The organism is Duganella rivi (assembly GCF_009857435.1).
Classification (GTDB): Bacteria; Pseudomonadota; Gammaproteobacteria; order Burkholderiales; family Burkholderiaceae_D; genus Rugamonas; species Rugamonas rivi.
Map to the genome: position 1 here is coordinate 226523 of NZ_WWCK01000005.1, position 14395 is coordinate 240917.

The 14395-nt window shown below is 58.1% G+C and carries 11 protein-coding genes; 9 read left to right on the top strand and 2 right to left on the bottom strand.

Going from position 1 to position 14395, the window contains the following annotated elements:
• The first annotated feature begins 1 nt into the window (after position 1).
• Positions 2-1009, top strand: a complete 1008-nt coding sequence (locus GTP45_RS17140) for a response regulator (RefSeq protein WP_161015097.1) — start codon at positions 2-4, stop codon at positions 1007-1009.
• On the opposite strand, the gene GTP45_RS17145 is transcribed toward GTP45_RS17140, so the two are convergent.
• A complete protein-coding gene (locus GTP45_RS17145; protein WP_161015098.1) occupies positions 1006-3540 on the bottom strand; it encodes an ABC transporter permease in 2535 nt (844 codons plus the stop codon). The two genes, GTP45_RS17140 and GTP45_RS17145, sit on opposite strands and share 4 nt — an antisense overlap.
• A 137-nt stretch (positions 3541-3677) precedes the next feature.
• Positions 3678-4685, bottom strand: a complete 1008-nt coding sequence (locus GTP45_RS17150; RefSeq protein WP_161015099.1) for an adenosine deaminase — start codon at positions 4683-4685, stop codon at positions 3678-3680.
• Between the two features lie 442 nt (positions 4686-5127).
• On the opposite strand from GTP45_RS17150, the gene GTP45_RS17155 reads away from it, so the two are divergent.
• The 8 genes from GTP45_RS17155 (at position 5128) to GTP45_RS17190 (ending at position 14365) form a co-directional block, all read left to right on the top strand.
• Entirely contained in the window at positions 5128-7050 is a 1923-nt protein-coding gene (locus GTP45_RS17155) for a PrkA family serine protein kinase (RefSeq protein ID WP_161015100.1), read from the top strand.
• Between the two features lie 111 nt (positions 7051-7161).
• Positions 7162-8430 carry a YeaH/YhbH family protein gene (locus GTP45_RS17160; RefSeq protein WP_161015101.1) on the top strand — a complete coding sequence of 423 codons (1269 nt, stop codon included), beginning with the start codon at positions 7162-7164 and terminating at the stop codon, positions 8428-8430.
• A gap of 2 nt (positions 8431-8432) precedes the next feature.
• On the top strand, positions 8433-9974 hold the full coding sequence (locus GTP45_RS17165) for a SpoVR family protein (RefSeq protein ID WP_161015102.1): 1542 nt from the start codon (positions 8433-8435) through the stop codon (positions 9972-9974).
• Positions 9975-10493: 519 nt separating this feature from the next.
• A complete protein-coding gene (locus tag GTP45_RS17170; RefSeq protein WP_161015103.1) occupies positions 10494-11156 on the top strand; it encodes an energy transducer TonB in 663 nt (220 codons plus the stop codon).
• 83 nt (positions 11157-11239) lie between these two features.
• Positions 11240-12142: a MotA/TolQ/ExbB proton channel family protein gene (locus tag GTP45_RS17175; protein WP_166454662.1), complete on the top strand. Its 903-nt coding sequence runs from the start codon at positions 11240-11242 to the stop codon at positions 12140-12142.
• 6 nt (positions 12143-12148) lie between these two features.
• Positions 12149-12577 (top strand): ExbD/TolR family protein, encoded by a 429-nt coding sequence (locus GTP45_RS17180; RefSeq protein WP_161015104.1) that lies wholly within the window; start codon positions 12149-12151, stop codon positions 12575-12577.
• Between the two features lie 60 nt (positions 12578-12637).
• Positions 12638-13069: an ExbD/TolR family protein gene (locus GTP45_RS17185; protein ID WP_217363368.1), complete on the top strand. Its 432-nt coding sequence runs from the start codon at positions 12638-12640 to the stop codon at positions 13067-13069.
• Positions 13070-13141: 72 nt separating this feature from the next.
• The gene (locus tag GTP45_RS17190) at positions 13142-14365 is read left to right on the top strand and encodes a tetratricopeptide repeat protein (RefSeq protein WP_229258515.1); all 1224 of its coding nucleotides are present in this window, start codon (positions 13142-13144) and stop codon (positions 14363-14365) included.
• The last annotated feature ends 30 nt before the right edge of the window (positions 14366-14395 follow it).

A 14395-nucleotide genomic window follows, 5' to 3' on the forward strand; every position in this document is an offset into this window, starting at 1 on the left:
CATGCATCTACCCGTCTATGCCCATCCCACGCTGACCGTGCTGGTTGACGACAGCGATTCGTTTTTGCGCAGCCTGTCGTTCCAGCTCGATCCCATGCTGGCCAATAAAACCTTCCATGACACCGTGGAAGCGCTGCACTGGCTGCGCAATAGCGCGCCGGAAAGCGGCGTGCCGCTGCACGTCAATTTCGATATGCAGAACCTGCCGGGCGATCAATGCAATGTAGCGCTGGACGTGGAACGCATCTACCACATCGCCGAGCAGCGCCAGCGCTTTGCCACGCCGTCGGTGCTGGTGGTGGATTACTCGATGCCGCAGATGAACGGGCTGGAATTCTGCGAAGCGGTGGCGCATCTGCCCTGCAAGAAGATTCTGTTCACCGGCGCGGCCGATGAGAAAATCGCCGTCAGCGCCTTCAATCGCGGCCTGATCGACCGCTACATCAAGAAGAGCGACGACCACGCGCTGGACATTCTGGAGATGGAAGTGGCGGCGCTACAGGACTGCTATTTCGACAACCGCTCCGACACCTTGCGCGAGATGCTGGCCTTGCACGATTACCGCTTCCTGACCGATCCGGCGCTGGCCGAAGTGGTGCGGGAACTCAAGCGCACGCTGGGTTTCGTCGAGCATTACATCTTTCCGAATCCGACCGGCATCCTGTTCATCGACAAACTAGGCAAGACCACGCTGATGGTGATTGAAACGGAAAAGAGCATGGTCGCGCAATACGAGATCGCGCGCGACAGCGATGCGCCGCGCTCACTGCTGCACGCACTGCTGGAGCGGCGCGTGCTGACCTTCTTCAGCGATCCGTTTGGCGACGGCATGTACAGCAGCGGCATGAGCGAACACTGGCACCGCTACTGTGCCGCGCCGCGCATTTGCCAGGGCGCGGAAACGTATTACTGGGCGCTGTTCGATCTGCCCAACCACTACTTCGACAAGCGGCCGCAGACCTACGCCCAGTTCCTGCAAGAGCTGATGCCGCAGACGATTGCCGCTTAAGCTTCGCGCAGGGTTTGCAGCGGTGGCTGGCGCAAGACGTTGCGCAGTCCCAGCCAGCCGCCGGCGATGGCGCATAGCGCACCGGCCAGCAAGCCGACCAGCCACACCATCGGGCTAAACGCCCAGGCAAACTTGAACTGGTAAGTCGCCAACGCCCAGCCCATGGCCGCCGCGCCGCTGGCCGCCAGCACGCCGGACAGCGCGCCGACCAGCGTGAACTCGATCAACTGCGCCTGCGACAGCTGCTTGCGGGTCGCGCCGAGAGCGCGCAGCAAGCCCGCTTCGCGCGTGCGTTCGTCCTGTGATCCCATCAAGGCCGCGTACAGCACCAGTACACCGGAAGCCAGCGTGAAGATGAACAGGAACTCCACCGCCGTAATCACTTGATCCAGCACCGCCTGCACCTGCCGCAAAATGCCGCCGACATCAACGATGGTCAGGTTTGGAAAGTCTCGCGTCAGCGCATTCATCACCGCGCCCTGTCCTGACGGCAGATGGAAGGCGGTGATCCAGCTTTGCGAAATATCGGTCATCGCCGCCGGGTTGATGATGGCGAAGAAGTTCACCCGCATCGAGCCCCAATCGAGCTTGCGGATGCTGGTGATGGTCACGTCCACCGGCGCTCCGGCGATATCGAAACGCAGCTTGTCGCCCAGCTTCCAATTGAGCGTCTTGGCGATGCCCTGCTCCACCGACACTTCCGGCGATCCCGGTTTATCCTCGAACCACTTGCCGTCGACGATCTTGTTCCCGGCCTGCATTTGCGCCATGGTGGACAGATTAAATTCGCGGTCGGCCAAGCCCTTGGCGCGATCTTCGGTGTAGGTCTCGGCGGTGACCGGTTTGCCATTCACTTGCGTCAGGCGGCCGCGGATCATCGGATACTGCGGCGCTTCGATCACGCCTGCGGCTTTAAGACGCTGCGCAATCTCGGCCTGCTGCTCCGGTTGAATATTGATGATGAAGCGGTTCGGCGCATCAGCGGGCGTGGCGTTGCGCCATGCGGTCATCAAGTCGCCGCGCACCACGGTCAGCACCAGCAGCGCCATCATGCCCAGCGCCAGCGAGACGATTTGCACGATGGTCGCACCAGGGCGGCGCTGCAAAGACGTAATCGCAAAGCGCCAGCTTTGATGGTTGATCATACCGCGCAGTGAGCGCAGCGATTTGAGTCCCAGCCAGCCGACCAGGCCAAACACCGCAAACGCGCCGAGGAAGCCGAGCGCCGTGTACAGCGCCATCTTCCAATCGCCCGCTTGCCACAGCAGCAGCGCGACAAAGCCGGCCATGCCGAAACCGTAAGTGGCCAGCGCGCCGATTTGCGGCGGGTCTTGTTCGCGGCGGATCACGCGGTTGTGTGGCACTTTGCGCAGTTGCAGGATCGGCGGCAGCGCAAAGGCGGCCAGCAGCAGGATGCCGATGGCAAGGCCTTGCAGCGCCGGGTAAATCGTCGGCGCAGGCAGTTCGCTCGAGACCAAGGCGCCCAGCACTTCCAGCAGCACGTAGTGGCCGCCGAAGCCGACCAGCACGCCCAAGGCACTGCCGATTAAGCCGACCAGCAGGAATTCGATCAGGTACATCGCCGTGACTTGATTTTGCGTCAGGCCAAGGCAGCGCAACATGGCGCAAGCGTCGAGGTGACGCTGCATGAAGCGGCGTGCTGCCATCGCTACGGCGACAGCAGCCAGCATGGCCGACAGCAGGCCGACCAGCGACAGGAAGCGGTCAGCACGTTCCAGCGTGGTTTGCATTTCCGGGCGGCCGTCCAGCGATTCCACGCGCACGCCCTTGATGTTGTTGTCTTTGATTTGAGCGTCTACCCATTCCTGGTAGGCTTTGGCGGCGGCGGCGCCCTTGTTCAGCGATGGCGGCGCGCCGACCAGCAGGCGGTAGTTCACGCGCGAACCCGGTTGAATCAGGTTGGTCGCGTCCAGATCCTGCAAGGCGAACATCACGCGCGGCGCGAAGGCGAGGAAGTTGGCGCCGCGATCCGGTTCGGCGGCGATCAGTTGCGCGATGGTGAAGGTTCTGTCGCCGAGCTTGAGCTGGTCGCCAACCTTGGCTTTCACGCTGCCCAGCAGGCCCGGTTCAACCCACACCGTGCCGGGGGCAGGCGCGCTGGTGGCCGGCGTGCCTATGCTTTGTTCGGCTTGGGCGGCGTCGGTGGTGATTTTAACTTTGCCGCGCAAGGGGTACTCGGGGCCGACGGCTTTCAGCGCCGCCAGTACCGAAGAAGATTGCTCGCCCTCGCCCGTTTGCGCCATGCTGGGGAAAGTGATGGCGTCTGTCACCACCAAGCCGCGCTGCACGGCCTGTGCGCGCCACTCGGCACGTACCGGCAGGTCAGCGCTGACGGCGACATCGGCGCCCAGCAATTGGTGCGCATCGCGATCCAGGCCGCTGCGCAGGCGGTCGATGAAAAAGCCGGTGGCCGACAAGGCGGCCACCGCCACCGTCAAGGCGATCAGCAGGAAGCGCAATTGGCCGGCGCGCCAATCGCGCGCCGTCATTTTCAAGGCTAGTTTGAACATAAGACCCTCGGGTTACAACCCCGCACCCCGGAGGCGGAGCCTGATACTAAGAGTACAGCACGCGGAAACCGTTTAGCCCCGCACACCGCGAACAGGGGTCTGACCCCGGAGGGGTCAGACCCCAATTTTTCGGGTTACTAAACAGCAGCGAAGAAGGCGTCAACTTCGGCCAAAAACTTCTGCTTCTGCTCTTCCGGCAGGAAGGCAGCCACAAAGCCATTGCGCGACAAGCGGTGTGCGTGCGACAGGCCCAGTGGCAGCGCCTCAAACGTGGCGATGAAGTTATCGTTCATGTAGCCGCCGAAGTACGCCGGGTCATCCGAATTCACCGTCGCCAGAATGCCTGCATCCAGCAGTTGCAGCAGATTGTGCTGCTCCATCTGATCGAATACGCACAGCTTGATGTTGGACAGCGGGCACACCGTCAGCGCCATCTGCTCTTTCGCCAGACGCGCCGTCAGCTCAGCATCTTCCAGACAGCGCACGCCGTGGTCGATACGCTCCACCTTCAGCGTATCCAAAGCCGTGTAGATATAAGCCGGCGGGCCTTCCTCACCCGCATGCGCCACCAGATGCAAGCCGAGATCGCGGCAGCGTGCAAACACGCGCGCAAACTTCTCCGGCGGATTACCCACTTCCGACGAGTCCAGACCCACACCAATAAATTTATCGCGATATGGCAGCGCCGCTTCCAGCGTGGCAACCGCATCCTCTTCCGACAGGTGACGCAGGAAGCACAGTATCAGCGTGGCGCTGACCGGGCTATCCTGGCAGGCGCGATAGATACCGTTGATGATCACATCCATCGGCACGCCGCGCGCGGTATGCGTTTGCGGGTCAAAGAAAATTTCAGTGTGGCGCACATTGTCCGCCTCGGCGCGCTTGAGGTACGCGGCCGTCATGTCGTAGAAATCCTGCTCCTTCAACAGCACGCTGGCGCCGGCGTAGTAAATGTCGAGGAAGGATTGCAGATCGGTGAAAGCGTACGCCGCGCGCAATTCCTCCACCGAGCCGTAGGCCAGCTTGACGCCGTTCCGTTCGGCCAGCGCGAAGATCAGCTCCGGCTCCAGCGAGCCTTCGATGTGGATGTGCAACTCGGCTTTCGGCATCTGCTGCAAAACACGGCGCAATTGATCATTCAACATTTTAATTTTTTCCTATTACTGAGTTACTGAATCGATCCATCTTATCTCATGCGGCCACAGTACGTCAGCACATCTTTCCTAGGCATGATACTGTGGTGAAAACGAACGAAAAAACATCGTGAAAAATGCGTAGTTAATTCGATATTTCGGTTTGAAATCAGACTCTTACAAAAGAGTATTAACGATATTACGACATACCTTTTGACTTCCTGCACCAATAGCGCAATAATCAATTTCATAGACGTAAGAAGCGTTACGACCAACACATAAAAGCCGCCATCCGGCCATAAAGCCAGCTCATCGATACGGGCAATCCGTGTCACACCAAGAAGCTGACCAGAAGAAAAATAAGATCACAAGGAATTATACGAACCAGAGCCAAGGCAAAGCGAACTGCCGGTGACTCGTGACAAGCAGGTTTCCATCATTAAAGGACATTCAAATGACCATTTTTGACAACTACGCCGCACGATACGAACGAACCAAAGAAGAAGAGATGTCCATGAAGGAGTATCTCGAACTTTGCAAGAAAGACCGGCTGACCTACGCCAGCGCCGCTGAACGGATGCTGGCAGCCATTGGCGAACCGACCCTGGTCGATACCCGCAATGACACCCGGTTGTCGCGTATCTTTGCGAATAAGGTCATCAAGATTTATCCGGCATTCCGCGAATTCTACGGCACCGAGGAAGTGATCGAGCAAGTGGTCTCCTACTTCCGCCACGCCGCGCAGGGCCTGGAAGAGCGCAAGCAAATATTGTATTTACTTGGCCCGGTGGGCGGCGGTAAGTCGTCGATTGCGGAGAAGCTGAAATCCCTGATGGAGCATGTGCCTTTCTATTGCCTCAAAGGTTCGCCGGTCAATGAGTCCCCGCTTGGCTTGTTCAACGAGGATGAAGACGGCACCATACTTGAGGAAGACTACGGCATCCCGCGCCGCTACCTGCGCAATATTCCATCGCCTTGGGCGGTCAAGCGCCTGCACGAATTCAATGGCGACATCAACCAGTTCCGCGTGGTCAAGCGCTACCCTTCCGTGTTGAAGCAGGTCGGCATTTCCAAGACCGAGCCGGGCGATGAAAACAACCAGGATATTTCCTCGCTGGTCGGCAAGGTCGATATCCGCAAGCTGGAAGATTACTCGCAGGATGACCCCGATGCTTACAGCTACTCGGGCGGTTTGTGCCTGGCCAACCAGGGCTTGATGGAATTTGTCGAGATGTTCAAAGCGCCGATCAAGGTGCTGCACCCGCTGCTGACTGCCACGCAGGAAGGCAATTACAAGGGTACGGAAGGCTTCGGCGCGATTCCGTTTGACGGCGTGGTGCTGGCGCACTCGAACGAGTCGGAGTGGAAGTCGTTCAAGAATAACCGCAACAACGAGGCGTTCCTCGACCGGATCTACATCGTCAAAGTGCCGTACTGCCTGCGCGTCACTGACGAGATCAAGATTTACGACAAGCTGCTGTTCAACTCTTCTCTGTCGAGCGCTCCGTGCGCGCCGGGCACGCTGCGCATGATGGCGCAGTTTGCGATCCTGTCGCGGCTGAAAGATCCAGAGAACTCCAGTATCTTCAGCAAGATGCTGGTGTACGACGGTGAGAACCTCAAGGACACCGATCCCAAGGCCAAGTCTATCCACGAGTACGTGGACTATGCCGGCGTGGACGAAGGCATGAACGGGCTGTCGACACGCTTTGCGTTCAAGATTTTGTCCAAGGTCTTCAACTTCGATAACACCGAGGTGGCGGCGAATCCGGTGCACTTGCTGTATGTGCTGGAGCAGCAGGTCGAGCGCGAGCAGTTCCCGCCTGAGCTGGAGCAGAAGTACTTCTCCTATATTAAGGAGCACCTCGCGCAGCGCTACGTGGAGTTCATCGGCAAGGAGATTCAGACCGCGTACCTCGAATCGTATTCGGAGTACGGCCAGAATATCTTCGACCGCTACGTGACCTTTGCCGACTTCTGGATACAGGACCAGGAATACCGCGACCCCGATACCGGCGAGAGCTTCGACCGCGAGTCGCTCAACAACGAGCTGGAAAAAATCGAGAAGCCAGCCGGGATTTCGAATCCGAAGGACTTCCGCAACGAGATCGTCAACTTCGGCCTGCGCGCGCGCGCCAACAACGGCGGCAAGAATCCAGCGTGGACTAGCTATGAGAAGTTCCGCACGGTGATCGAGAAGAAGATGTTCTCCAATACGGAAGAACTGCTGCCGGTGATTTCGTTCAACGCCAAGGCCAGCGCGGAAGACGCCAACAAGCACGCCGACTTTGTCGCGCGCATGGTGGAGAAAGGCTACACGGCCAAGCAAGTGCGCTTGCTGTGCGAATGGTATCTGCGCGTGAGGAAGTCGTCGTAAAGCGCCGTCATTCCGGCGCACGCCGGAATCCATAGAACGCGTGATTGCACGTTCAGCATGGGTTCCGGCGTGCCCGGAACGACGCGACAGGGACTCAGTAGGAGGCATCTTTTGACTTACCTCATCGACCGACGTTTGCAGGGCAAGAACAAGTCCGCAGTCAACCGCGAGCGCTTCTTGCGACGTTACAAAGCTCAGATCAAGGACGCGGTGGGACGCGCCATCAAAGGCCGCTCCATCACCGACGTTGAGAATGGCGAAAAGGTCTCCATCCCGGTCAAGGATGTGAGCGAGCCCTCGTTTGGCCACGCCCATGGCGGCGTGTGGGAGGTGGTCAATCCGGGCAACCAGGAGTATCTGAAGGGCGACCAGATCAACCGTCCCAAGGGCGGCGGCGGTTCCGGCCGCGGCAAGGCCGGCAATAGCGATCAACTGACCGAGGACGATTTCATCTTCGAGCTGTCGCGCGAAGAATTCATGAACTACTTCTTCGAAGACCTGGAACTGCCGCACATGGTCAAGACCCAGCTGACCGCCACCACCGATTTCAAGAACCAGCGCGCCGGCTACAATATGTCCGGCACACCGTCCAACATCCACGTGCTGCGCTCGCTGCGCGGCGCACTGGGGCGGCGCATCGCCGTTGGCGGCAACTCGCGCAAGCGCGTGATTGAAGCGGAGCGCGAACTGGAAGAGCTGCTGCTGGAAGGCGTGCCGCTGCAAGACCAGCGCGTGGTCGAGTTGAAAAAACTGATCCACCACCTGCATACGCGGCTGCTGGCGATCCCGTTCATCGATCCGTTCGACCTGCGCTACACCAACCGCGTCAAGGTGCCCAAGCCGATGACGCAGGCGGTGATGTTCTGCATCATGGACGTATCCGGCTCCATGGACGAAACGCGCAAGGACACGGCCAAGCGCTTCTTCATCCTGCTCTACCTTTTCCTCAAACGCGTGTACGACAAAATCGAAGTGGTCTTCATCCGCCACCACACCGCCGCCGCGGAAGTGGACGAGGAAGAATTCTTCCACTCGCGCGAGTCGGGCGGTACGGTGGTGTCGTCGGCGCTGCACTTGCTGGACAAGGTCATCGATGAACGCTACGGCGCCGGCAGCTACAACGCCTACGTGGCGCAAGCCTCGGACGGCGACAACTGGGACAACGACTCGGTGCTGTGCCGGCAGCTGCTGGTGAACACCATCATGCCCAAGGTGCAGTACTACACCTACGTCGAAATCACCGACGGCCCGCCGCAAAACTTATGGGAGCAATATTCGCAAGTGCCGGATCACCATCCGCACTTCGCCATGCAGAAAATCGTCACACCGGCTGATATCTACCCGGTATTCCGTGAACTGTTCAAGAAGCAGCCGAAATAATCATGAACGACAGGATCGAACCCAAGCCGAAGCATCCTAACGCCCTGCCGGAGCAATCCGAATGGACGTTTGAGCTGATCGAGCAGATACACCAGGAAATCCGCCGCGTGGCCGAGGGCTTCGGGCTGGATACCTATCCCAACCAACTGGAAATCATCACTGCCGAGCAGATGATGGACGCCTACACCTCGGTCGGCATGCCGGTCTCCTACAATCACTGGTCGTTCGGCAAGCACTTCCTCAGCACCGAGAAAGGCTACAAGCGCGGGCAAATGGGGCTGGCCTACGAAATCGTCATCAACTCCAACCCGTGCATCGCCTACCTGATGGAGGAGAACAGCCTGACCATGCAGTCGCTGGTGATCGCGCACGCGGCGTATGGCCACAACTCCTTCTTCAAAGGGAACTACCTGTTCCGCACCTGGACTGACGCCGACGCCATCGTTGACTACATGGTGTTCGCCAAGAATTATATCGCCGAGTGCGAGCAGCGCCACGGCATCGACGCGGTCGAGCTTCTACTGGATTCATGCCACGCCATCCAGAACTACGGCGTCGACCGCTACAAGCGGCCGGCCAAGCTGTCGATGGCGCAGGAGCGCGCGCGCCAGAAGGAGCGCGAGGCTTACGTACAGTCGCAAATCAACGAGCTATGGCGCACCCTGCCCAGGCGCGAGGAAGAGGAAGCGGCCAAGGTCACCAAGCGCTTCCCGCCCGAGCCGGAAGAAAACCTGCTGTACTTTATCGAGAAGTACGCGCCGCTGCTGGAACCCTGGCAGCGCGAGATGGTGCGCATTGTGCGCAAGATTTCGCAGTACTTCTACCCGCAGCGCCAAACCCAGGTGATGAACGAGGGCTGGGCCACCTTCTGGCACTACACCATCCTCAACCAGTTGTACGACGAGGGCGTGGTCGGCGACGGCTTCATGATGGAGTTCCTGAAGAGCCATACCAACGTGGTCTACCAGCCGCCGGTCAACAGCCCGTACTACAGCGGCATCAATCCGTACGCGCTGGGCTTTGCCATGATGACCGACATCCGCCGCATCTGCGAGAACCCGACCGATGAAGACCGCGAATGGTTCCCCGACATTGCCGGCAGCGATTGGCGCAAGACGCTGGACTTCGCCATGCGCAACTTCAAGGACGAAAGCTTTATCGCCCAATACCTGTCGCCCAAGCTGATCCGCGAGTTCCACTTCTTTGCCGTGCTCGATGACGACAATAACGAGAAACTCAGCGTCTCGGCCATCCACGACGACCTCGGCTACCGCTACGTGCGCCAGCAACTGGCCGAGCAGTACAACCTCGGCAACCGCGAGCCGAATATCCAGGTCTGGTCGGTCAATACGCAAGACGACCGCGCCCTGACCTTGCGCCACAGCCAGTTCCAGCGCCGCCCGCTCAACCAGCAGGCCGGTGAAGTTCTCAAGCATGTGGCCCGGCTGTGGGGCTTCGACGTCCACCTGGAAACCGTCGGCCCCGGCGGCGAGGTGGTCAGCACGCTGGAAGTGAAACGGGAGAAACGCGGCCGCACTTTCTGACCCAACATATATATAAGGCTTTTTCCAGCGCCGTCCTGACTCAGGCACGGCTCTTGCAAGGACATCACCGGGAGCAGCGTCGGCGCGCTGTTCCCGGTTTTTTTTGCCCGAGGCACGGTGCGGGCGCGCTGTCAATGTTTTTCTTCAGATACTTGTATAGCGCCCCTCGCAAGAATTTCATGAAAGAAACATTTACGGCCAAATTATTAACTGCGCGTAGTAAAATTACGCGCATAAAATTCCGTTTTTGGCCTTAAGGGAAAACTAAGTAACGTCATGGTGCGCCAGCGCCCAAAAATGCGCCAAGCGGTGTTGCCGATTGAGCCAGAACGGTGCAAAGTGAGCGCTACCATATAGGAAAACCCTATGAAATTTAACCGGTTTTAGGGATGAAAATTCTATGTAAAATCAAGAATTCGTATGTATAATTCGCCGACGTCCCGGATGCGGCTGTTGTTTTGTGTCGCCATTTTGGGGTTTAAGTAGCACCAAAGAGAGTTGGTATTGGAGAAAGCAGGCATGAATTTCACGCACAACGAGAAAAGCACCGGGAAGAACTTTACAGGCATTACGATTGTCGTTTTGTTGCACGTCCTGGTTGCTTATGGGATCGTGACGGGCCTTGGGAAACGCCTGGTGGCCAAGATGGTCGCACCAGTGGAGACCAAGATCATCGAGGAGGTGAAACCTCCTCCACCGAAAGAGCTCCCACCACCGCCACCTCCGCCAGAGATGAAGGCACCACCACCGCCATTCATCCCGCCAGTCGAGGTGAACGTGCAGCAGCCGCCGCCGCCGAACAACACGATCGCCAACGCGACCAACGTGAAGCCGGCAACCACGGAAATCCAGAAAGCACCGCCAGCACCACCGGCAGCGCCACCTGGCCCACCTAAAACTGGTGTCCGTACTGCTGCCGTAGTTGACTTTGGCACTTGCGCCAAGCCGGAATGGCCGAAGTCGTCGCTGCGTAACGAGGAAACCGGTACGGTTCAGCTGTCGTTCTTGATTTCGGCCGACGGCCGCGTCACCGAGAGCAAGGTAGTGAAATCGAGCGGCTTTAGAGATCTGGATAAAGCCGCGATCGCTGGTATCACGAAGTGCCGTTTCAAACCGGCAACCGTGGACGGCGTTCCACAAGAAGGCTGGCAGCAGATGCAATACGTCTGGACGCTGGAGTAAAACCGAGACAGAACACCGTCTCACTTAGTAATTTCGTTGTCATTACGCCAGCGATCTGATTATTTTATCAATTTGGAGGAAGCATGTTTAAGAATACCCGTTTGTCCGCTGTACTGGCCGCTGTGCTGTTCTCGGTGACCGCAGCCACCGCCCTGGTGAGCGCCCCTGCCTTCGCGCAAGAGCAAGCCTCGGCAGCCGCTTCGGCACCAGCAGCTGCGCCAGCAGCGGATGCGGCAGCAGCACCAGCTCCAGCAGCTGAAGCTCCAGCAGCACCTGCAGCTCACGGTGGTAAAGAAGAAGTGGAAAACCCATACGGCTTCGCTGCTGTTTGGGAAGCAGGCTTCGTATCGCGCGGCACCCTGATCATCCTGTCGCTGATGTCGATGGGTTCGTGGTACATCATCATCACCAAACTGATCGACCAGACCAAGATCTTCAAACAGTCGAAAGAAACCTCGGCCAAGTTCTGGAAAGCTTCGTCGATCGCTGCTGGTTCGGCTACCCTGACCGAAGGCTCGCCATTCCGCTTCATCGCTGAAACCGGCACCAAGGCTACCCAGCACCACGACGGCGCCCTGCTGGAACAAATCGACCTGTCGACCTGGGTGACCATGTCGATCCAGCGCGCTGTTGACAAAGTTCAATCGCGTCTGCAAGACGGCCTGTCGTTCCTGGCAACCGTTGGTTCGACCGCACCGTTCATCGGTCTGTTCGGTACCGTTTGGGGTATTTACAATGCACTGATCGCCATCGGCATGTCGGGTAACGCATCGATCGACAAGGTTGCAGGTCCAGTGGGTGAAGCACTGATCATGACCGCGTTTGGTCTGTTCGTTGCAGTTCCAGCCGTTCTGGGTTACAACTGGCTGGTACGCCGTAACAAATCGGCAATGGAAGACGTACGTGCTTTCTCGGCTGACGTGCACTCGGTTCTGATCTCTGGCGCAATGTCGACCGCAACCGGCGGCTCGAAAAAAGTAGGCTAATTAATCATGTCCATGTCCGTAGGCTCCGAGAGCGGAGACGAAGATCAAGTCATGTCGGAAATCAACACGACGCCCCTCGTGGACATCATGTTGGTTCTGCTGATTATCTTCCTGATCACGAGCCCGGTTGTGCTGAAGCTGATTAAAATCCAGCTGCCAGAAGAAACCAACCAGGTTATCCAGACCAAGCCGGAAGACGTCAACATCGTCGTTAGCAAAGATGGCGACATCTATTGGAACCAGCGCAAAATGCGCGACGCCAATGAGCTGTTCGACAATCTGAAGGTGGAAGCTGTCAAATTGCCTCAGCCGGAAGTACATGTACGTGGTGACCAAGAAACCAAGTACGAAGCGATCGGCAAGGTTATTTACACTACCCAGCGTGCTGGTATTCAGAAGGTCGGCTTCATCACCGAACCGCCTGATAAGGGTTAATTCCCGACAGTGCACCGCAGGCCTGTCGTTCAGGCCTGCCCTTCTAAAAAGGAAATATTCATGAGTATGAATGTCGGCTCGCCATCCAGTGGTGGCGCGGATCCGGAACCAATGATGGAAATGAATATGACGCCCCTCATCGACGTGATGCTGGTGCTGATTATCATGATGATCATTACGATTCCTAAAGCCAACCACTCGGTCAACCTGAACATGCCGGTCGGCACCCCGCCGCCGCCAACCAAGGAACCAGTGGTCATTACGATTGACGTCGACTTCGACGGTACGATTCTGTGGGATAACGCAGTCATTCCTGACCGCGGCACCCTGGAAGCGAAACTGACCGATGTCGCAGCGCAAGCTGACCAGCCGGAAGTGCATCTGCGTCCGAACAAGCTGGTATCGTACAAGGTCGTAGCAGGCGTGATGGCTTCGGCTCAACGTCTGGGCGTGACCAAGATTGGTCTGGTCGGTAACGAACAGTTCCAATAAAAAGTCCCATGTACAATGATAGGCAGGACCCTTCCTGCCTATTTTCGTTTTTTGATGAAAGAAAACCCACCCATGACCAAGTTTCGTCTCGCTCATCTCGGCCTGGTAATGGCCGCTATTGGTTTTACTGCAGCAGCCCCTATCGCAGGTTTCTCGTCGGTCGCCTACGCAGCAGAAACGGTGCGCGCAGAAATCGGCAAACCATTGCAAGAAGCGCAGAAACTGGCCGCGGCCGGCAAGAACAAAGAAGCGCTTGCCAAACTGAAAGAAACTGACGCTGTCGGCGGCAAAACCGCCAACGAAACCTATTTGATCGAGCGCACCCGCGCTTCGGCTGCAGTTGCTGCCGGCGATAACGACGCCGCCGCTAAAGCCTTTGAAACGGTCATCAATTCGGGCAAGCTGTCGCCTGCCGAATCGTCCAAATTCTCGGAAGCCCTGGCTGGTATCTACTACCGCGCCAAGGACTACAACAAAGCCGTGACCTGGTTCCAGCGCGTGCTGAAAGACAACCCAAGCAATACCTCGGCCCACGAATACATCGTGCAGATCCTGTACACCTCGGGCAAATATGCCGAGGCGGCCAAGGAACTGCAAGCGACCAAGAACCTGAGCGAAAACCAGCTGGGCATGCTGGCCAACATCCAGCTGAAACAGAACGACAAAGTCGGTTACGTGCAGACGCTGGAAAAGATGGCTGCCAGCTATCCAAAAGCCCAGACCTGGGCTGACCTGCTGCAACGCGTACAGACCAAGCCAGGCTTCTCGTCGGCACTGTCGCTGGATCTGCTGCGCCTGCGCCTGCAACTGGGCCTGCTGACCAAGCCGAATGAATACATGGAAATGAGCCAGTTGGCCCTGCAAGTCGGCAACCCGGCTGAAGCCATCAAGATCATCGACCAAGGCTACAAAAAAGGCGCCCTGGGCACCGGTTCCGACGCCGCGCGTCACCAGCGCCTGAAAGATCTGGCCACCAAGACCCAAGCCGAGTTCGGCGCCAAGCTGCCTGCTGCGCAAGCTGAAGCTGAAAAAGCCAAGGACGCAGACGCACTGGCCAACCTGGGCTACGCCCTGGTGTCGGATGGTAAAGCCGACAAAGGCCTGCCACTGCTGGAACAAGCTGTGAAACTGGGCACCGGCAAAAATCCTGAAGCCATCAAGCTGCACCAAGGCCTGGCTCAGAACATTGCAGGCAAGAAAGCTGCTGCGCTGACCACCCTGAAATCGGTCAAAGGTACTGACGGCACCGCCGACCTGGCCCGCTACTGGACCATGAACATTAACCGCCCACTGTAATCCCGGGCTGCTGATGCGCAAAGCGCTGTC